Below are 19,819 nucleotides of genomic sequence, written 5' to 3'. Positions count from 1 at the left end.
CCTTCGCCCCTGAATCAGCACATTCTAAAAAAATGTACACTCTCCTCCTTTCCATCCTCATCGGCCTATTCGTGGCCATGCTGTTTCTGAACCTTTATTTCCGCGCCAAGGTGTTCAAAGTCTATGGTGTGCTGGTGCGCAACAAGGTTGAGTTCGGCGCGGCGCACATTTTTAATCGGCAAAAACTGGAAGAGGAAATCCTGCCGAAATACCCGCAGTTCCGCAACGAAATCGAATCTTTCATCCGCCACATGCGATATTCCATCAAAATGGCAACGGTGCTGATTGCGCTGATTACGGCGTTCGGGGCGGTGTTGATGTACTACAGGTAGAGCGAACTTTCCAGTTCGCCTTTTTTTATCGTTTTGCGCTGATTACGGCGTTTTACGGCCCTGCTTGGTGTTTTCACCAAGCAGCCTCACACTCGGATGCAAATGACTTCCCTTCCCTACCTTTGCCCCGCAACCAGCAACAATGAACGAACAACAAACAACTAAACGCATCGCCCTGCTCGGCGCCGGCCACCTCGGCAAAATCCACCTGAAATGTATCCTCGCCACCGAGTGCTGGGAGCTCGCCGGGTTCTACGACCCCGACGACAAGAACGCCGCCTCCGCCATCGCCCAATATGGCGTGAAACGCTACAAATCTTTGGACAAACTTTTGGCCGATGTGGACGCGGTGGACATCGTGACACCCACGCCGTCGCATTACAAACTCGCCGCCAAAGCCATGCGTGCGAGCAAACACGTTTTTATCGAAAAACCCGTCACGGAGACCGTCGCCGAAGGTCGAAAATTGCTGCAACTCGCTGAACAGCAGGGCGTTAAAGTGCAAGTCGGCCACGTCGAGCGGTTCAATCCCGCCTACCTCGGCATCAAAGACATGGTGCTCAATCCGATGTTTATCGAGAGCCACCGACTGGCGGCATTCCAGCCGCGTGGCACGGAAGTGTCGGTCATTCTCGACCTGATGATTCACGACCTCGACCTCGTGTTGCATTTGGTGAAATCGCCCGTCGAGAGGGTCAGCGCCAGCGGCGTGGCGGTGCTGAGCCACACGCCCGACATCGCCAACGTGCGCCTCGAATTTGCCAACGGCGCGGTGGCGAACCTCACGGCCAGCCGCATTTCCATGAAGCAAATGCGCAAAATGCGCCTCTTCCAGCCCGACCACTACCTGAGTCTCGATTTTTTGGAAAAAAATGCCCAAATCGTGCGCCTTTTCGCGCAAGACGCTTCCAACCTCCCGCCGCAGGAACAACTCATGGAATTCGAGACCAACGCGGGCAAAAAATGGCTCCACCTCTCCATGCCCGAAACCCCGCCCGTGAATGCGATTCAGCGCGAGTTGGAAACCTTTCACGAAGCCATTGCCACAGGCACCGAGCCTGTGGTGACGCTGCGCGACGGCTTCGAGGCGTTGAGAGTGGCGCATCGAATTTTGAAAGAAATAAAGGCGCGGCAAGAAAGATAGGGGGGGCGGCCCGCCATCTCACCGCACCACCGTCACGCTACCCTCATACTGCAACTCCCTTTGGTCCACAAATCGCACGAGTGCGTACCATGTGAACACCCCCGTCATTTTTTGGCCTTTGTAGGTGCCGTCCCAGCCCAGAATGGGTTCGTTGAGCGGGAAATCCCTGCGCTCAAACACGAGGCTGCCCCAGCGGTCGAAGACACGCAGCAGCGAGAGTTGCTCCGCTGCGGGGCCAGAGAAGCCGGTGAAATAGTCGTTGGGGTAGTTCTTGTCGGGTGCGAACACGTTGGGGAAATAGACGGGACGCTTGTTGTTGACGCGGATATTGACCGTGTCGTAGGCGACGCAGCCATCTTGGTCGGTGATTTTCACCACATAAATCTGGCTGCTGATAGCTGTGGCGCTCGGGTTGGGCGATGTGGGGTCGCTCAGTCCGAGCGGCGGTGTCCATTCAAAAACGACGGGTCGGAAGGGCGGTGCGGTCACGGTGTTGATATTGACGGTGAAGCCGAGGTCGAGCAAGGTGTCGGACGGCTCGGCGGCGACGAGGAGTGCCGGCGGCTGACCGACGGTGGCAAAAACGGAGTCAACACAGCCCGCCGAATCCTTCACCTTCACCCAATAATTGCCCGCAGGCAAATTGGTGAGCGGGCTGGCAGAGAAATAATTGATGCCATCCGTGCTGTATGAATAGGCAGGTCGTCCGCCCACGCCTGCCACATCTATTTGGCCTGTGGGCACTCCGTTGCAGAGCAAATCCACCACCCGCAGCAAGTTGATGCCCACATCGCCCGGCTCTTCTATGAACACGCTGCCCGTAATGGAGCAGCCGTTGCCGTCGGTGACGGTGACACCGTATTGCCCCGGCTCCAGCCCATCCACTTCTGGGTCTGACCGGCTGTTCGACCACTGGTAAGTGTAGCTGCCCACACCTCCCGAAGGCGCCACGATGGCAGCGCCGTCGTCGGCGCCAAAGCAAGAAACGTCTATGGTGTCAATCACCAATTGAAGCGGCGGGTTGTCGGTCACTGTCACGTTGAAAACACCCTGACACAGCACGTCGTCCACGGCGGTGATGGTGTAAATGCCTGCGGCGTAGCCTCCTTGCGAATTGTTGGGCACGTTGCCGCTGCCCCAATTGAAGAGAATGGGGGGCTTTCCATTCGTGATGTTGAGCGTAATCACGCCGTTGGCATCGCCCGTGCAGAGCGGCTTGGTCACGATGGCATCGGCGGTCAGCACCCGTTCGCTCACGTCAATGCTGAAATCCGATTCGCAGTTGTTGGCATCGCGGATGCGCAACGTGTAGGTGCCCACGCCGAGGTTGTCGAGGAAATTGCTGGAAGAAAAAGGCCCGCTGTTCCAACTGTATTGGTAAGGTGGTGTGCCGCTGGTGATGTTGCTGATGGTGACTCGCCCGTTGGTGGCACCGTTGCAGTCGGGCGCGGCGATGAGTTTGTCAATTTCCACATCTGGGAAAATGGTGGCGTTCAGGATTTTGGTCACTTTACAGCCGAGGTTGGTCTCCAAGGTCAACACGATGGGATTTTGGCCGGGGTTGTTGAACGTCACGTTGTGTGGGCCTGGGCCAGAGGCGGTTTGGGGCGATGCGTTCGCGCCAAAGCTCCAGCTCCAGCTGGTGATGCTGCCGATGGGGAAAGAGGAAGCGTCAATGACTTGCACTGGCACACCGAGACAGACTGCCGACGGGATGGTGTTGAAATCAGCGGTGGGGCCAAGAAATTGACCTGAACCGCCAAACTCAATGGAGAATCCGTTGCCTGTGGAGGTGAAATTGTTGACGACCAAGGCGTATGTCTCTCCCACCTGCATTTGAAGGGGAGCGAGGAAATTGTCTTTTCCCGGCCCGCAGCCGGCGTTTTCCGCCAAATCGGTGGAGCCGGCTCGAAGGCCCGTTGGCCCCATGCAAGGGCTGGGATAGAAGAAGTCGCCTGCAGCCATACATCGCACCACTTGTTTGTTTTGGCAGTTGCCGATACCATTGGGCAAGCGATAAACCACAAAATCGAGGTCGTCGGTGATGTTGAGCGGGGTGAGGGTGAATTCTAGGGTGCCGGGTTGGGCACAAGTCCACACGAACCAAGTAGAGTTGGTTTCGTAGTTGCCCGGCCCGCCGTTGGAGAAGCAGGTTGCGTCGTTCAGCTCGGCGATATTCTGTCCGGCGCCCACCACGCTTTGCACCACGAAAGGCGATTTGTCGCACAAGATGGCGGCTTGTGGGCAGTCAGATTGGGGGTCAACAGGTGGGTTGTAGTTGTTGATGCAAATTTGGAAAGTACCCGTTTGCCCATTCGCCCCCTGAATCCGCACCAAATAAGTAGAACCCACGAACAAGCCGCCCTGATAACCTTCCACTACGTTGACCCCGGCAGGAGTGGTCTGACATTCAAGTTGATTGATGGTGCCGCCGCAATTGCCAAAATAGATGGCCAGTTGGGGCCGCTGCAAAGTGCCGCCGGGGGCTTGAGGGGTGGCGCCGCGCACCGTGATGGTCACATCGGTTGCCAATGCCGTGAAGGCAAACCACACATCGTTTTGTGTGTTGCCAAAGCAGGTGGCAGGCCCATAAGCCGATGGCGTGGCTCCCACATTGGTGTAAGCGCCCACCGGGCTGCAATAATTAAGTACGTTGGGAATGATGATGGGGTTGGTACATTCGTCGTTGGCAGGCTGTGCCCATGCCAGCGTGGAAAAGGTCAGAAAAGTGATTATCGAAAGTGCAAGTTCTCTCATGGTGTGTCGTGTGTTTACTCGGTTGACAACAATGGCCCGAGCAGAGCCGAAAAAAGATGACAGAAAAACGCTTGCAAGACATTAATGCTTGCCCATGCGCGTGCGGTTCGTCTGCGCATAGACGCTTTGAGTGTCTTTTTTGTTGGCTGGGAAATGTGTCAAAATTTTCTTAAAAAACTGTCAATCAGGCATTATCCCTTCCAAAACGCCTAAATGAAACGCCAAAACGCCGCAAATTAGCAAAATACTGTTCCCGGCAAAAATTCTACTTTTGCCGCGCTACATCATGCGACACATTCCCAACCTCCTCACGCTTAGCAATTTGTTTTGCGGCTGTTGTGCGTTGATGTTCACGCTCAATCAAGAACCCGTCATCGCGGCTTGGTTCGTGTTGGGTTGTTTCATCTTCGACTATGCCGATGGCATGACGGCGCGTGCGCTGGGCATTACCTCGCCTTTGGGCAAGCAGCTCGACTCGCTGGCCGATGTGATAAGTTTTGGGGTAGTGCCGGGGGCTATGCTGCACCAATTGCTGGTAGCGGGCGGAGCTTGCAAACTGATGGAGGATGTGCCGGATGGGTTCCTGCCAGCTGGGTGGTCGTACCATACTTGTTTGGCTGCTTTGCCAGCGTTCGTCCTGGCTATGTTTGCCGCCATGCGTTTGGGCAGGTTCAACATTGACCCCCGTCAGACCAAGTATTTCGTCGGCCTCAGCACGCCCGCCTGCGCGGTTTTTGTGCTCGGGCTGGCACTGGCGGCTTACCACGACCGATTTGGCCTGCGAGAGATTATCCGAAATCAGTGGCTGATTTACGGCCTCATTGCCTTGCTTTCATGGCTGATGAATTCCAACATTCCCATGTTCGGCATGAAAATCAAGTCATTCGATATGCGCAGCAATGCCTTTTCCTTAGTCTTTCTGGCGGTGTTCCTGCTCCTCGTGTTTTTTCTAAAAGAACTGGCGCTTTCTGCGGTCATCGTATTTTATGTGCTGAGTTCCATCGCGCTGAAAAACAAAGTTTTGTCCACATAAAAGGGGTTGTCCGGCCAAAGTCATTTAACACCCTTCAATACCCTTCAACTTTATTTTCCATGAAATTCATCGCCGAAATAGACATCATGCCTCACAAAGAACTGCTTGACCCACAAGGCAAAGCAGTCGTGAACAACCTCACTCACCTCGAACTCTCGGGTGTCACCGACGTGCGCATCGGCCGTCACGTCACCATGCTCCTCGATGCCGCTTCGGAAGAGCAAGCCCGCCAGACCGTGGAAACCGCCTGCCAAAAGCTGTTGGCCAACCTGATTGTGGAGACTTATCACTACGAACTCAAGCCTGCTTAACCGTCGGCAAGCAACCGATATGCTCCACGTCGTACCCACGCCCATCGGCAACCTCGAAGACATCACCCTGCGGGCATTGCGGGTGCTGAAAGAGGTGTCCGTCGTGTTGGCCGAGGATACGCGCACCAGCCGCCGCTTGCTCGACCATTTCGACATCAAAACACCGCTGCGTGCTTTTCACGCTTTCAACGAACACGCGGTGGTGGAGCGGGTGGTGGATGAATTGGCCTCTGGCGTGGACATGGCGCTCGTGTCGGATGCGGGCACGCCAGGCATTAGCGACCCCGGTTTCCTGTTGGTGCGTGCCTGCGTGCGTCGTGGGGTGAAAGTAGAGTGCCTGCCCGGCCCAACGGCTTTCGTACCCGCCTTGGTGGCGAGCGGACTGCCTTGCGACACGTTTCACTTCGAGGGTTTTTTGCCGCACAAAAAGGGTCGCCAGACACGATTGAAGTTTCTGGCCGACTTGCCCCATACCTTCGTGCTTTACGAGTCGCCGTTTCGCTTGTTGAAATGCCTCGACGAGCTCATCGCCATATGTGGGGCCGAGCGTCCGGCCTGCGTGGCGCGAGAGTTGAGCAAGATGCATGAAGAGGTGAAAACAGCTCCGCTCGCGGAGTTGAAAGCGCATTTTTCTCAAAAAGAAGTGAAAGGAGAAATTGTCGTGGTGGTGGGAGGGAAAGGATAAATTTGAACGCTATGATGTTGTTTTTTCACATTTCGCGCCATCAAGTTTTCAGCATGATTGAATTTGCAATCCATGTAACGACTTAGATATGGGCAGCGCCCTGGAATATCTCTCCCGGTGTTGCCCCTGGATTTTTCAAAAGTGTTAACTCCGAACTCACGTCCATCCATGACTCGACTGAGCGTCAACATCAACAAAGTAGCCTTGCTGCGCAATGCACGCGGCGGCAATTTGCCCAATTTAGTGCAAGTCGCTCAAGATTGCGAAGCCTTCGGCGCGGAGGGCATCACCGTGCATCCTCGCCCCGACCAGCGCCATATTCGCTACGACGATGTGCCTGCCTTGCGGGCAGTCGTGACAACGGAATTCAACATCGAGGGCAACCCCACCCCTGAGTTTCTCGACCTCGTGTTGGCGCACCCCCCCCATCAATGCACCCTCGTGCCAGACATACCCAGCCAACTGACTTCGGATGCTGGCTGGGACACGGTGGCCAACAAGTCTTTTTTGCAGGAAGTAATCGCCGAGTTTCACAAAGAAAACATTCGCGTCTCGGTTTTTGTGGACCCGGTGGCAAAAATGGTAGAGGGCGCCAAAGCCGTTGGCGCAGACCGCATTGAGTTTTATACTGGCCCTTTTGCGCAGCATTTTCCCGAAAACCCGCAACAAGCAGTAGCGCCTTACACCGCTGCCGCAGCGGTGGCCAACGCAATTGGCATCGGCATCAACGCAGGGCATGACTTGAATCTGGACAACTTGAAGTTTTTCCGCGCTCACTGCCCCCAATTGCTGGAGGTCAGCATCGGCCACGCGCTTATTTCCGATGCCCTTTACTATGGCTTGGCGAACACGATTCGGATGTATTTGCGGCAGTTGAGTGCAAAGTGACAATGTGTGTGTGGGCTGCCGTGCCTGACGCTACCCACTCGGACACTACCAATCCTCCGGGGGGGCCACTTCCAAAGTCATCCACTCCCCCGTCTTTGGATGCTTGAACCGAAGACTGCGGGCGTGCAACTTGATTTCATGTTCCTTCCAAGGATGCCCGCCATAGAGCGTATCGCCCACAATCGGGCAGCCGATATGCGCCAATTGTACCCGTATCTGATGGAAGCGCCCGGTGAGTGGCTTTATTTCCAACAGCCAGTGCTTGCCCTTCGCGTTCAGTATTTTATATTCCAATTCGCAATGTTGGCTATCGCGCGTTTGTTTTTCCTGAATGATGGCCTTGCGCCCTGCTTCGTCTCTTTTTAGCCAGTTCGACAAACGCCCTGCTTCGGCGGCGGGCTTGTTTTCCACGATGGCCCAGTAGGTTTTCTCCACGGTCTTGTTTTCAAACTGTTCCATGAGTTGGGTGAGCGCGTTTTTTGTTTTGGCAAAAAGCAGCACGCCACTCGCAGCCCGGTCGAGCCGATGCGCCACGCGGAGGTAGGGCGTAGCTTTGAGGCGCTCGGAACTCGATTTTTGCTGCAGCTGTGCGGTGAAATAAAACAATGCCTCGCGTTCGGCGGAGGGGTGGCGCTCTCGGCCGCTTTCAGAAGAGAGGCCTGCGGGCTTGTTGATGGCAAGGAGGTAATAGTCCTCGAAAAGGATGTTCATGCGGCAAAGGTAGGTGGCCGTGCGCGAAAGGCAGACATTGCCCCCGATTTGAGGCAAGCCATTATTTTTACCCCCGAAAAAAACAAGAATCAGCATGATGCTCCGACGTTTGTCTTTCTTCATCTACTTTTTCACTCCTTTTGCACTCTCTGCCCAATCGCCATACTCCGTTGTCTCGCCCAATGGAACCGTCATGGCAGTCGTGGAGACCTCGCCCAGCCTGAGTTGGCAAATTTTCCTGCGCAATCGCCCCCTCACGACACTTGCGCCGCTCTCCATGTCGCTAGCCGAACACGGTATCTTGGGAGCCAACCCAGAGGTGAAAATGACGGATTGGGCCTCAACCGACATCGTGCGCCGACCCGACGTGCGTCAGAAAAGCGCCACGATACCCGACCAGTTCAATGAGCTGACCCTGACCTTCAAAGACGACTGGGGGGTAGTGTTTCGGGCCTACAACGAAGGAGTGGCCTATCGTTTTTTCACCAATTTCAAAGGCAAGGCAACAGTGTTGGACGAAACGTTCGCTTTCCGCCCCATCCTTTGCAACACTATTTTTTTCCCGGAAGAAGAAAGCTTCTACTCTCACAACGAACGCATCGCCAAACGCCTTGCCCCTGCCGACTTGAATGAACACCGCCTCGCCAGTTTGCCCGCCTTGGCGGAGCTGGACGGCGGCGTGAAAATACTGCTCACCGAAACCGACCTGCAACATTATCCCGGCCTGTGGGTGCTGGGCACCGCCGGCAAAAACGGCTCCCTGCGCGGCACTTTCCCCCGGCTTCCCAAACACACGGTCGAACTGACCGACCGCGACATTCAGCCCACCGACCGAACACCTTTTCTGGCCATCACCGATGGCACCCGCCAATACCCTTGGCGCCTGATGCTCATTGCCGAAAAAGACCAACAACTGCTGACCAACCAACTCCCGTGGCTGCTCGCCGCGCCCAGTCGGCTCAAAGATGCCTCTTGGATACGCCCCGGCAAGGTCGCGTGGGATTGGTGGAACAACCTGAACGTGCACGGCGTGGATTTCCGGGCTGGCTTGAACACCGCCACTTATCGCCATTTTGTGGATTTTGCCGCCGAAAACGGCCTCGACTACATCATCCTCGACGAAGGGTGGTCGGAGCCCGGCGACCTCCGCCGCATCAACCCGGCACTCGACATGGATGGTCTGGCCGCATATTCCAAGACCAAAAATGTCGGCCTCATCCTTTGGGTCACCTGGACTACGATTGACCGCCAGTTCGACGAACTGTTGCCCAATTTGAAAAAATGGGACATCAAAGGGCTGAAAATTGACTTCATGCAGCGCGACGACCAGCAGGCCGTCAATTTCTATTGGCGCATGGCTGAAAAATGCGCGGCCAACAAACTCCTCGTGGATTTCCACGGGGCGCACAAACCTGCGGGCTTGCAACGCACATGGCCCAACGTGCTCACCTTCGAGGGCGTGTATGGGCTGGAGCAGGCCAAATGGGACGACAAAAAGCAAATTGACCCAGAACACGACGTCACCCTCCCTTTCCTTCGCCAAGTGGCAGGCCCGATGGACTACACCCCCGGCGCGATGCTCAATTATCAGAAAAACGATTGGGCGCCTTCGTGGAACCGCCCCGCCTCGCTCGGCACACGCTGCCACGAACTGGCGAAATACATCGTGTTTGAAAGCCCCTTGCAAATGCTTGCCGACAGCCCGACGAATTACCGGAAAGAACCAGAATGTCTGCGCTTCCTCTCCAAAGTACCGGTGGTGTGGGAAAAGACCGTCGCCTTGGACGGGAAAATAGGCGACTTCGTGGCGGTGGCCCGGCAAGCCGCCGATAGCCTTTGGTATATTGGCGCAATGACCGACTGGAGCGCCCGCGAGCTGACACTCGAAACCGACTTCTTGCCGAAGGGCGACTATGAAGTGGAAATCTATCAGGATGGCCCCAACGCAGACCGATGTGCCCAAGACTACCTGCGCGTCATCAAGCGCATGAAAAGCGGCGACAAACTTGGGGTGAAAATGGCGCCAGGCGGTGGTTTTGTGGCGGTGCTAAGGAAGATGTAGCGCCTTACCTTTGCCCCATGACCCACCAAATCGTTTTCAACCTCCAATCATTCAACGAATCGCTTTGCCTGCCATCTGCCTACATTGTCGAGGCGGATGCGGATGGGCAGTTGAGATATTTTGTCAAACAAGCCACATCGGCCACCCTTGCATCATACGGCATCGAAATCACCGTTCCAGCCGCTCGGCTGCTGGGCATCATAGAGGCGCTGGAGCCTAAATCGCTGGAAGCAAAATACAAACCACCCAAGGCCAAAACCACTGTGCCGCTCGCTCGGCTGTTGGCCGACACTGACACCAAACAAGTGGTCGAGCGATTCATCTTCAACCAGTTGGATGATTTCTTCACCCAAATCACCCAACACCAACTGCCGCTCACACTCGACCTCCAACGCAAATCGTGGGCGAAGGATGTGCAAATCGTCCTCGCTCGCGAGCCACTCGTTCCCCACCTTTTTTTCAAAAAAACAAGCGCAGGCATCGAATACCGCCTGCAACTCGGCACGGAGGAAAAAACTTGGAATCTCCGCGAGCACAACGTGTTGCCACTCACCAATACTGACCCCGCTTGGCTGCTCATAGACTATGCCCTATTCCGGGTGCCGGGCATCAATGGCAACATGGTGAGGCCTTTTCGGCAAAAAGACGCGGTGCAAATCCCGCCCGACAAAGAGCGGGCATATTTCAAGTTTATTGAAAAAAGCATCCGCCGCAGCCGCGTGGAAGCCGAGGGTTTTGAAATAAAAAAGACAGACAACCTGCGTGTCACGCGCCTCGAGGCAGTAGAAAATGTATTGGAAAATCGCTGGCTGCTGCGCCCTGTTTTTGAATACGGCGGCGCTGAGTTTGTCCATGGCGACCGCCGCGACCGCGTCACCTCGCTCGACATTCCGCAAGGAGAGCAAGGCGAAGTCGCGGTGCATCTTATTACCCGAAATGAAAAGGCCGAGGGCGAGCAAATTGATTTTTTGAAAAAAACGGGGCTGAATGCGGAGGGTGCCCTGTTTGCCACACCGGAGGCGACCAGAGGCGGCCTCGCTTCCATATTGGATTTTCTGGTGCGCCACCGCCCGATGCTCGAAGCCGCTGGTTTTTCAATCAGCGCCCCGCAAACAGCGGGCAAAACGCTCGCCCTCGCCACCTCCGATATAAGTGTGCGCTCCGAAGCGGCGGGCGATTGGTTCGACGTGCATGGCCGCGTCACGGTGGGCGACTACTCGTTTCCTTTCCAAAAACTGCTGCCCAACCTGCGCCGCGCCGACCCCTATTTCCCCCTGCCCGACGGCACTTTTTTTCTCATCCCCGACGAATGGTTTGCCCGCTACGCCGACCTTGCCGGAGCGGTGCAGGAACAGGGCGAACAGCTGCGTTTGCCAAAGGCGCTCTATACCGTCCTGCAAGAAAGCCTGCCCGAAACGGACGGGGTGCAACTGCCCGATATTGACCCTGAAAAAATTGACTACCAACCTTCAGACAGCCTTAAAGCAGATTTGCGCCCCTATCAAATGGCGGGCGTGAAATGGCTCATCGGGCACTATCAACATGGTTTTGGCGCTTGTCTCGCCGACGACATGGGGCTGGGCAAAACCCTGCAGACGCTTGCGGTCTTGCTGTATGCCAAAGAAAACAGGAACGCATCGGCTGATGCCGCGCCAGAAGCCACCCATCGCCAGTTGGACATTTTTACCCCCCATCACGCCGAATTGCGACCGCTCCGCGCACTCATCATACTACCTGCTTCACTGGTGTTCAACTGGCAGCGAGAGCTCATAAAGTTTGCCCCCTCGCTTTTTGCGTACGCACACGTCGGCCCCAAACGACTCAAGGATGCCCGCGCACTCGCCAGCCACGACGTGGTGCTCACCACCTACCATACGGCCCGACAGGATTTGGCCTTATTAGGGAAAATAGAGTGGCAGTTCATCATTCTGGACGAAAGCCAGCAAATCAAAAACAGAGAATCGGAAGTCTCCAAAGTGGTGCGCAGCCTGCGCGGGCGCCACAAAATATCGCTGTCCGGCACGCCCATCGAGAATTCGTTAGCCGATTTATGGACACAGATGGAGTTCATCAACCCCGACACGTTGGGCAGCTACAAGGTATTCCGGGAACAGTTCCAAACACCCATCGAAAAACAAAATGACGAACAGGCAAAGGCGCGGTTGTTCAGCCGGGTGAAGCCGTTTTTTTTGAGAAGGACCAAAGAAGAGGTCGCACCAGACTTGCCCGAACTGACGCAGCAGATTTTTTTCTCCGAAATGCCCGACGCGCAGCGCACGCTGTACGAGCAGGTGAAATCCGCCGCCCGCAACGAAATCCTCTCTTTGTTCGACGACCCCAAAACCCGGCTCATGGCCTTGCAGGCGCTCACCCGGCTGCGCCAGTTGGCCAATCACCCCCTGCTCACCGATGCGGACTATGCCGGCCCCAGCGGCAAAATGGACGACGTGCTGGCCCAATGGGATGTGGTTCGCAAGGCTGGCCACAAGGTGCTGTTCTTCAGCTCCTTTGAGCAACATTTGTCCATATTCAGGAAAAAGATGGAAGCCGACAAGCAGCCGCTGGCTTGGCTTACGGGCGATGTGCCGGTGCCAGAACGCGCCCGCGAAGTGGAGCGTTTTCAGACCGACACTTCGGTGCAAGCCTTCTTGATGACCCTCGGCGCCGGTGGCGTTGGCCTCAATCTCACGGCAACCGATTATGTCTTTATGCTCGACCCCTGGTGGAACCCCGCCAAAGAAGACCAAGCCATCGCCCGCGCCCACCGCATCGGGCGCAAGCATCCGGTGACGGCGATACGGTTCATCGCCCGCGACACCATCGAGGAGAAAATCGTGCAGATGCAGGAACGCAAGCGGGCGCTTGGCAAGGATTTGTTCGCGTCGGGAGCCGAGTATCCTTCCTTGGACCGAGAGGATGTGGTCATGCTGTTGGATTGAGGCGAATATCGGAGTCTCTTTAACCCCTCCATTGCCACAAACTCCGTAGTTTGCACCCATGAAAAAATGGTTTTGGAAAAACGCCTTCCTCGCAGCGCTTTTCGCGCTGCCTGCTGGTTTTTTCGCCCAAAACCCCGTGGCGGACTCGCTCGCCCGCCTGTTGGAAAAAGCCAAACAGGACACTCATCGCGTCAACCTCCTGATTGACTTGGCTTGGGAAATCAATGAGACACACACCGACGAAGCCGCCAACAAACTGAACGAGGCGATTGCGCTGGCGCAACGATTGAAGTTCCCAAAAGGCGAGGCCGCCGCGTGGAACGGGCTTGGTGTGGTGGAAGAGTTTCGAAGCGACTATGCGCAAGCAGAAATTTGCTATCGCAAGGCGCTTGACATTCGCCGCCGTTTGGGCGACAAACGCGACATCGGCTCATCCTACAACAATCTGGGCGTACTGTATGAGTATATGGGGCGGTTCGACTCGGCATTGGCGTTCCACAATCGGAATCTTGACATTCAGAAGACCCTTCAAGACACCGCCAAAATCGCGCGGGCGTTTGTCAATATCGCAGGCGTCTACATAGAGACTGGCTCTTACCCAGAGGCACAAAGCCAGATTCTGGATGCCCTCTTTTATTTGGAGCGGCTCAACGACCAAGATGGCATCGCCAAGGCTTTCACGCAATTGGGGCACATCCAGCTCGAATTGGACCGCTACGCCGAAGCAATCCCGTGGTACGAAAAGGCGCTCAAACTGCGAGAACAGCTCAACGACGAAGGCCGCTTGGCTGAAGCCCTCACCGACTACGCCAACGCGCTCGACGAACTGAAAAACAAGGATTCGTCGAACGCAGCCATTCCCTACTACATGCGGGCATTGGATATCTGGAAAAAAATGGACAACCAATCGGGCATCGCGCAAGTTTACACCAATTTGGCAGATGCCCACAAAAAACTCGGCAACTACCAGACAAGCCTTGATTATTTGCGAGAGGCCGAAAAGATATGCCTTGAATCGGGCGACACGCAAGCTCTGATGGAGGTGTACAACGTATTCGGCGATACTTATGGCCGCATGAAGCAATTCGACAAGGCACTGAAATACACAAAAACCTATCACGACATAGCGCGGGAGAGCGGCGATTTGAAATACCTGCAAAGAGCGTTCAAAGACTTTTCGGAAGTGTATTCGGGCATGGGTGATTTTGCAACTGCCTACAAGTGGAGGGTGCGCTATGACAGCTTGCGCTACACGCTCCTCAACGAAAAACTCACGGGAGACTATGCCCGAAAAGAGGCGTTTTTTACCGATAGAAAAAAACAAGAGCAAATAGAGAAACAGGAGCAGGCATTGCGTGTGCAGGAAGCCGAAATCGCCACCGCCCGCATTCGCCAATACGCCCTGTTGGGCGGTGCCGTCGCACTCATGCTACTCGCTGGTCTGCTATTCAACCGCAACCGCATCCGCGCCCGCGCCAACCGCGAGCTAGCTGCCAAAAACGCCGCCATTCAGCGCGAGCGCGAGCGCGCCGATGGTTTGCTCAAAAACATCTTGCCTGAAAAAACGGCGGAGGAGTTGAAATTGCACAACGCCGTGCAGCCCGTGCGCTACGAGTCCGTCACCGTGATGTTCACCGATTTCAAAGGCTTCACCAAAATAGCGGAGCAAGTGTCGCCGGAGTCGCTCATCGCGCTGCTCGACGACTGTTTTCGCCTTTTCGATGCCATTGTGGTCAAATATGGTTTGGAAAAAATCAAGACCATCGGCGATGCCTATATGTGCGCGGGCGGCCTGCCTACTCCCAACGACACGCACCCGGTGGATACCGTGAAAGCCGCCCTCGAAATGCTGCATGGCCTCAATACGCTCATGCAAAAAAACGCTGTCGCCGGCAAGCCCGTCTTTGAGATGCGGGTCGGCATACATACTGGCCCGGTGGTGGCGGGCGTGGTGGGCAGCCACAAATTTGCCTACGATATCTGGGGCGACACGGTGAACACCGCGGCACGGCTGGAGCAAAACAGCGAACCGGGCAAAATCAACATCTCGGAAACGACGCATCAGCAGGTGAAGCACCTGTTCGACTGCACGTTTCGGGGGAAATTGGTCGCAAAAAACAAAGGGGAAATAGCGATGTATTTCGTCAATGGCTAAGCGCCTCAACGAGTCTAATAGTGCTGGAGCGGGTTGCCAAAATCGTAGTCAAGCAGCGCATCGTCGAGCAGCGGCTCCTCGCCAAGTTTGTAAGGCTTTTTCAGGTCGTAGCCATACAGCTTGCCCATCGTGTTCCAGTAAGTTGCCGTTGTGCCGCCGCGTGTTTCTTTGATGATGTCGAAGAAGGGTTTTTCCAGCTCGCGCTCTATCATTTTTATCAGCACCTTGCCTTCCGTCTTGGAGAGGTTTTTCATTTGCTCTTTAAAATCCTCCTTCAGTTCCTTGTGCTCGCGGCGAATGTGCCTGCGACGCTTGCCCTTGTTCATGTCCTGCGTTTCTTCCTGAATCTGTTCGTACAACTCAATGGCTTGCAGCGCGTAAGGGTAAACTTTCCGACAAGCGCGGAGGTAGCGATAGTATTGGCGCTGCTCGTCGAGGTCTTTGAAGTTGCGCTTGGCCGCGATGCGCACGGGCCACAGCGACATGACAAAAGTGGTGTCGCCATTTTCCACCTCCATGCGCGCCCAAGCACCGCCGCTCCGGGAGAGGGTGTCGTCGGTGCGAGGAAAGGAGGATTGCGCCGACAAGGGCACGGTGAGCAAGAGCGCGATAAAGGGAAGTAAATGGTGGGTGCTCATGTTAAGATTTGGGCTTGTGTGCCTTCTTCGTCGCTATAAACGTTTGGGAAGGCATTTCATCATTTCGTCGCCGCTGTTTTTTATCAAACACGTTGCGATAAATGCGCGGTAGAGACGTATCGCCGCCCCAAATGTAACGACAACCAGCAGTTCAAAAAAATCGCGGTTTGTCGTTCGATATGCACAAATGGGCGTGTTTTCCAGTTGCACATGGATTTACCTTTATCCGTTTTTAAACCATATCTACTATGAGAAACTTCCTTCGTTACCTACCTTTTGTTCTATTTTTTCTCTCCAACCATCTCTCGGCCACTTCGGTCATTCCCTTCAAACATCTGGGCGAAGCGGCCCAAAGCAGCGAGGCGGTGGTGTTGGCAACGGTGGAAAGCGACTTCACGACCACTGCTGGCCCCCTTGCTTTTTTCGACTGTAGGCTGCGGGTGGAAGAGGCCGCAAAAGGCGCGTTGCGCCCGGGCGAAGCTTTCACGCTGCGCCAGCACTCTCACCGAATGGGGGATTATTTCGTGGATATTGCGGGCGATTTTGTGCCGGAAGTGGGCAGCACTTATTTGCTCTTCTTGCACCGTGTGGGCGATGCTTGGCGCCCTATCACCTTTTCCTACTATGTTTTTGAGAAAAAAATCATTGGCGACCAGGAGTTTTTGGCACCGCTGGCGGAAGGCTTGAGTATCGCGCTCGTGTCGCGCCCTGATGGCGTGCGGCCCGAGCCAGTTGGCGTGTATCGCGCTCAAGAGCTCATGCACTTGCTGCGGGAATATGCAAGCGGCGGCGCGCTTCCTTGGAATGCCTCCTCGGCGCTGACCGGGCTTTCGCTCAGCGACTTTCCACAATCACGCGCCCTCCCTGCTGGCTGCGATTTTATCCTGCCCGGAAGCGGAAGTCTTTGCCGTTGGCAAAACCAGAGCGTCGAGGTCTATTACGAACAAACCGACGCGCCTGCCGGCTTCAATGCCACGCTGAGCACGGTGCTGGGCACAATGGTCGCCAACTATCCCGGCATAGACCCAAGCAATGCTGGACAAACCTCCTTTTCCCCCAACTGCGCGGATGGTACCGTGACGGGTGCCGACTTCGTGAGTTTTTTGAACGGGCTGAATGGCTTCCAGACCACCTTGATTTTTCTGAATGACCCTTGCAACCAGATTGCCAACCTGAACAATTGCGCCGGCGTGTTGGCCATCGGGGGGAGCTATCTTTCCTCTGCCACGCACCAATATAAAGGAGATACCTGGAACAATGCCCTCTTGGGTTTTGTGGTGGTAAACAATGGCACCTTCGAGTGCCTGTCGGCAGGCGATTATGAGCTCATGCTCATCCACGAGATGACGCACACTTACCGAATGGACCACCTCAACCCCGCCGCTTACCCCAACCAAAACATGAACCCCGCTTGCTGCAACCCCATCGGGGTCAAGGACATGGAGTGCATGAACTATGTGTATGAATTCGCCGCCCCGGTGACGCTGACCAGATTTGACGTGCAGCCCTATCAGCAACGCCAAGTGCTGGTGACTTGGGAGACCGCCAACGAAAAAGACAACGACTACTTCATGGTGGAGCGCTCGGCAGACGGCAAACGCTTTGAAATGGTGCAAAAAGTGTCGGGCCGCCAATTCTCCACCGACATCACTCGCTATGAATGGCTCGACCTTCGACCCTACCCCGGCCTCAACTACTACCGCTTGAGCCAAGTGGATTTCGACGGGCAAACGACCAACTTCGGCGTGAAGGCCGTGAAGGTGGGGGAGGCAAGTGGCGCTTTCCAGCTCTTCCCCAACCCGGTGAGCCATTCCACCTTGTCATTGATGGCAGATTTGTCAGCCCCTTTCAATGGGTTCATGGACATCATTGACCAGAACGGGCGGGTGCTTGGCACACAGACACTTGTCTGGGACAAAGGACGCAACCGATTGGAAGAGCCCGTGGAACACCTCGCGCCAGGCATTTACTGGCTTCGCCTGCGGGAGGCTGACCAAGTGCAGGTGTTGAAGTTTTTCAAAAAATAAAATCACTGTAACTACTCAGGCGAGGGGAACGCCCTCGTCTTGGTGGCTGTGGTGAGTCAAGGAATAAAAAAGCCTCGCAATTGCTCGAAACAGGCAGTTGTGGGGCTTTTTGTTTAAATTAAGTCTATCAAATTACGGTATGTGGGGGAACTTCCCGAAAGTTGCACCGCCAAATCATCCCGGCTCCCCTCCCATGTACGCCATTATTTTGGGTTTCATAACAGCCTTCACGCTCACGTTCTCGATTATCCCGGTCATCATTCGGGTAGCACGAGAGCGCCGCATCTACGACCGGCCCAACGAGCGAAGCTCCCATGAGGAGCCGACGCCATCCTTGGGAGGCATCGGGATATTTGCGGGCACGATTTGCGCCGTGGTGCTGTGGACGCCTTTGGATTCGTTCAGCGTGTTGCAATACATTCTCGCTGCGTTTGTGTTGATTTTTCTTATCGGCGCCCTCGATGATTTGCTTCCACTCTCCCCTTACAAAAAATTTTCCGCGCAGTTGTTGGTGGCCGTTATTCTCGCCTACAAGGCGGATGTGCGCATCAGCAGTCTCTACGGGGTGTTTGGGGTGCACGATCTTCCCGAGTTGACGAGTTTTGTGCTTTCCGTGCTCGTCATTATCGCGATTATCAATTCTTTCAACCTGATTGACGGCATCAACGGTTTGGCTGGCTCCATCGGCTTGTTAGCCTGCGTGAGTTTGGGAATTTGGTTCTATGCGATTCATTCGCCAGCCCTGGCAGTTGTGGCATTCTCCTTGGCAGGAGCGATTACCGCGTTTTTGAAATATAATTTCACGCCCGCTCAGATATTCATGGGCGACACGGGGTCGCTGCTCATCGGCACTGTTTGCGCCATTTTGTCTATCCATTTCATCGAGATGAACCATCTCGCCTCGGTGCAATCCGCTCGCACCTTCCATTCTTCCCCCGCCATCGCCGTCAGCATCCTGATTTTGCCCCTCTACGACACCGTGCGGGTGTTCGTGCAGCGCATTCTCCAAGGGCGCTCGCCCTTTTCGCCGGACAAGACTCACATCCACCACATCATGCTCGATTTGGGATGCAGCCACACACAAGCAACGGCCATTTTACTTGCCATCAACATTTTGTTCGTGGTGTTCACTATCATGCTCGACTGGCTGGGTACACCTACCTTGCTGGTGCTCGATATCGTGTTGATATTCCTGCTCATGTTCGCACTTCAGCAATTTTCCAGAAACCGCAAAACCAACGAGCCGCCTCTTCTCTGAGGCAATTCGTCACGGTTGCTTGTTCCCGTAAGCCAAATCCCCCGCGTCGCCCAAGCCTGGGACGATGTATGACTTTGCGGTCAATTCCTCATCTATGGCGCCTGCCCAAATAGTGGCTCTGGGATAGCGCCTGCGAACGGTATCAAGACCTGCCGTGCTAGCAATGACAGTGGCAACGTGGATGACGGCGGGTGTGCCAAAGCGCAGGAGCTCCTGCAAGGCCACGTTCACGGAAGCCCCCGTAGCCAACATGGGGTCGCTGAGGATGAGCACACAGTCGGTGAGGTCGGGGGTGGTCACATAGTCGAGTTGGATATCGAATGAGCCGTCTTTGTGAAGCCTCCGAAAGGCCGAGATGAAAGCGTTGTCCGCCGAGTCGAAATAGTTCAGCATCCCTTGGTGCATGGGCAGGCCGGCACGCAATACCGTGCCCAACACGATGCGCTGCGCGGGCAACATGACGGGCGACACGCCGAGGGGAGTTTCCACTTCGTACAATTCATATTGCAGCGTTTGAGAAATTTCGTAGGCCAGCACTTCGCCCACGCGCTCCAAATTGCGGCGAAAACGCTGCCGGTCTTTTTGAATTTCCACGTTCCGCAATTCGGCGATGAACTGGTTGGCAATAGAGTTTTTTTCGGAAAGATTGAAAACCATGACGAGTGCGATTGTTGGTTGAGCAAAACTTTCGACACGTCCCATTCAGAAAGGGGCCTCGGTGAAAGCACTTTTTTTGAGGGGTGAAAGGTAGGTTGTTCGAGAGAAAAACAGGGCTTGCCGCATTGGATATTGGCGGCCACACCTTCATACACCAACGTTGGCACGGCGATGCCTCTTGCCTTTTTTGCCCAAATTTATTCGTCGGTGAAGGCAACAGAT

15 protein-coding genes are annotated in these 19,819 nt (G+C 55.2%); 11 read left to right on the top strand and 4 right to left on the bottom strand.

The features are described 5' to 3' along the window. Window positions 1-32 precede the first annotated feature (32 nt). Both KIS77_13900 and KIS77_13895 read left to right on the top strand, forming a co-directional pair. Window positions 33-332 carry a hypothetical protein gene (locus KIS77_13900; GenBank protein MCW5923433.1) on the top strand — a complete coding sequence of 100 codons (300 nt, stop codon included), beginning with the start codon at window positions 33-35 and terminating at the stop codon, window positions 330-332. A 142-nt stretch (window positions 333-474) separates the two neighbouring features. Further along, window positions 475-1,476 carry a Gfo/Idh/MocA family oxidoreductase gene (locus KIS77_13895; protein ID MCW5923432.1) on the top strand — a complete coding sequence of 334 codons (1,002 nt, stop codon included), beginning with the start codon at window positions 475-477 and terminating at the stop codon, window positions 1,474-1,476. An 18-nt stretch (window positions 1,477-1,494) separates the two neighbouring features. On the opposite strand, the gene KIS77_13890 is transcribed toward KIS77_13895, so the two are convergent. Beyond that, entirely contained in the window at window positions 1,495-4,233 is a 2,739-nt protein-coding gene (locus tag KIS77_13890) for a gliding motility-associated C-terminal domain-containing protein (GenBank protein MCW5923431.1), read from the bottom strand. A 286-nt stretch (window positions 4,234-4,519) separates the two neighbouring features. Between KIS77_13890 and KIS77_13885 the strand changes: the two genes are divergently transcribed. The 4 genes from KIS77_13885 (at window position 4,520) to KIS77_13870 (ending at window position 7,150) form a co-directional block, all read left to right on the top strand. Continuing rightward, on the top strand, window positions 4,520-5,266 hold the full coding sequence (locus KIS77_13885; GenBank protein ID MCW5923430.1) for a CDP-alcohol phosphatidyltransferase family protein: 747 nt from the start codon (window positions 4,520-4,522) through the stop codon (window positions 5,264-5,266). A gap of 59 nt (window positions 5,267-5,325) precedes the next feature. Further along, entirely contained in the window at window positions 5,326-5,577 is a 252-nt protein-coding gene (gene purS / locus KIS77_13880) for a phosphoribosylformylglycinamidine synthase subunit PurS (protein MCW5923429.1), read from the top strand. A 19-nt stretch (window positions 5,578-5,596) separates the two neighbouring features. Next, the gene (gene rsmI, locus KIS77_13875; GenBank protein ID MCW5923428.1) at window positions 5,597-6,262 is read left to right on the top strand and encodes a 16S rRNA (cytidine(1402)-2'-O)-methyltransferase; all 666 of its coding nucleotides are present in this window, start codon (window positions 5,597-5,599) and stop codon (window positions 6,260-6,262) included. Between the two features lie 168 nt (window positions 6,263-6,430). Next, window positions 6,431-7,150 carry a pyridoxine 5'-phosphate synthase gene (locus KIS77_13870; GenBank protein MCW5923427.1) on the top strand — a complete coding sequence of 240 codons (720 nt, stop codon included), beginning with the start codon at window positions 6,431-6,433 and terminating at the stop codon, window positions 7,148-7,150. 45 nt (window positions 7,151-7,195) lie between these two features. Here the strand turns inward: KIS77_13870 and KIS77_13865 are convergent, their stop codons facing one another. Further along, a complete protein-coding gene (locus KIS77_13865; GenBank protein ID MCW5923426.1) occupies window positions 7,196-7,957 on the bottom strand; it encodes an RluA family pseudouridine synthase in 762 nt (253 codons plus the stop codon). Between KIS77_13865 and KIS77_13860 the strand changes: the two genes are divergently transcribed. From KIS77_13860 to KIS77_13850, 3 genes are read left to right on the top strand one after another with little or no spacing between them, the layout of a single operon-like run. Continuing rightward, window positions 7,956-9,923: a glycoside hydrolase family 97 protein gene (locus KIS77_13860; protein MCW5923425.1), complete on the top strand. Its 1,968-nt coding sequence runs from the start codon at window positions 7,956-7,958 to the stop codon at window positions 9,921-9,923. The two genes, KIS77_13865 and KIS77_13860, sit on opposite strands and share 2 nt — an antisense overlap. Window positions 9,924-9,940: 17 nt before the next feature. After that, the gene (locus KIS77_13855; protein ID MCW5923424.1) at window positions 9,941-12,862 is read left to right on the top strand and encodes a DEAD/DEAH box helicase; all 2,922 of its coding nucleotides are present in this window, start codon (window positions 9,941-9,943) and stop codon (window positions 12,860-12,862) included. Between the two features lie 58 nt (window positions 12,863-12,920). After that, complete coding sequence (locus KIS77_13850) at window positions 12,921-15,017, top strand: tetratricopeptide repeat protein (GenBank protein MCW5923423.1); 2,097 nt, start codon at window positions 12,921-12,923, stop codon at window positions 15,015-15,017. A 14-nt stretch (window positions 15,018-15,031) separates the two neighbouring features. On the opposite strand, the gene KIS77_13845 is transcribed toward KIS77_13850, so the two are convergent. Continuing rightward, entirely contained in the window at window positions 15,032-15,655 is a 624-nt protein-coding gene (locus KIS77_13845) for a DUF4294 domain-containing protein (protein ID MCW5923422.1), read from the bottom strand. Window positions 15,656-15,903: 248 nt separating this feature from the next. On the opposite strand from KIS77_13845, the gene KIS77_13840 reads away from it, so the two are divergent. Both KIS77_13840 and KIS77_13835 read left to right on the top strand, forming a co-directional pair. Further along, window positions 15,904-17,682: a T9SS type A sorting domain-containing protein gene (locus KIS77_13840; protein MCW5923421.1), complete on the top strand. Its 1,779-nt coding sequence runs from the start codon at window positions 15,904-15,906 to the stop codon at window positions 17,680-17,682. 193 nt (window positions 17,683-17,875) lie between these two features. After that, on the top strand, window positions 17,876-18,940 hold the full coding sequence (locus KIS77_13835) for an undecaprenyl/decaprenyl-phosphate alpha-N-acetylglucosaminyl 1-phosphate transferase (protein MCW5923420.1): 1,065 nt from the start codon (window positions 17,876-17,878) through the stop codon (window positions 18,938-18,940). 9 nt (window positions 18,941-18,949) lie between these two features. Here KIS77_13835 and upp read toward each other — a convergent pair whose 3' ends face one another. Beyond that, the gene (gene upp / locus KIS77_13830) at window positions 18,950-19,597 is read right to left on the bottom strand and encodes a uracil phosphoribosyltransferase (protein ID MCW5923419.1); all 648 of its coding nucleotides are present in this window, start codon (window positions 19,595-19,597) and stop codon (window positions 18,950-18,952) included. Between the last annotated feature and the right edge of the window lie 222 nt (window positions 19,598-19,819).

The sequence above is a fragment of the Saprospiraceae bacterium genome (assembly GCA_026129545.1).
In the GTDB taxonomy this organism is placed as follows: Bacteria; Bacteroidota; Bacteroidia; order Chitinophagales; family Saprospiraceae; genus M3007.
Note: the sequence above shows the minus strand (reverse complement) of the source record. Positions and strands in the feature narration are given on the sequence as shown.

Coding starts and splice junctions, on each gene's coding strand:
- KIS77_13900 (MCW5923433.1), top strand. CDS start 33: ATGTACACTCTCCTCCTTTCCATCCTCATCGGCCTATTCGTGGCCATG.
- KIS77_13895 (MCW5923432.1), top strand. CDS start 475: ATGAACGAACAACAAACAACTAAACGCATCGCCCTGCTCGGCGCCGGC.
- KIS77_13890 (MCW5923431.1), bottom strand. CDS start 4,233: ATGAGAGAACTTGCACTTTCGATAATCACTTTTCTGACCTTTTCCACG.
- KIS77_13885 (MCW5923430.1), top strand. CDS start 4,520: ATGCGACACATTCCCAACCTCCTCACGCTTAGCAATTTGTTTTGCGGC.
- purS (MCW5923429.1), top strand. CDS start 5,326: ATGAAATTCATCGCCGAAATAGACATCATGCCTCACAAAGAACTGCTT.
- rsmI (MCW5923428.1), top strand. CDS start 5,597: ATGCTCCACGTCGTACCCACGCCCATCGGCAACCTCGAAGACATCACC.
- KIS77_13870 (MCW5923427.1), top strand. CDS start 6,431: ATGACTCGACTGAGCGTCAACATCAACAAAGTAGCCTTGCTGCGCAAT.
- KIS77_13860 (MCW5923425.1), top strand. CDS start 7,956: ATGATGCTCCGACGTTTGTCTTTCTTCATCTACTTTTTCACTCCTTTT.
- KIS77_13865 (MCW5923426.1), bottom strand. CDS start 7,957: ATGCTGATTCTTGTTTTTTTCGGGGGTAAAAATAATGGCTTGCCTCAA.
- KIS77_13855 (MCW5923424.1), top strand. CDS start 9,941: ATGACCCACCAAATCGTTTTCAACCTCCAATCATTCAACGAATCGCTT.
- KIS77_13850 (MCW5923423.1), top strand. CDS start 12,921: ATGAAAAAATGGTTTTGGAAAAACGCCTTCCTCGCAGCGCTTTTCGCG.
- KIS77_13845 (MCW5923422.1), bottom strand. CDS start 15,655: ATGAGCACCCACCATTTACTTCCCTTTATCGCGCTCTTGCTCACCGTG.
- KIS77_13840 (MCW5923421.1), top strand. CDS start 15,904: ATGAGAAACTTCCTTCGTTACCTACCTTTTGTTCTATTTTTTCTCTCC.
- KIS77_13835 (MCW5923420.1), top strand. CDS start 17,876: ATGTACGCCATTATTTTGGGTTTCATAACAGCCTTCACGCTCACGTTC.
- upp (MCW5923419.1), bottom strand. CDS start 19,597: ATGGTTTTCAATCTTTCCGAAAAAAACTCTATTGCCAACCAGTTCATC.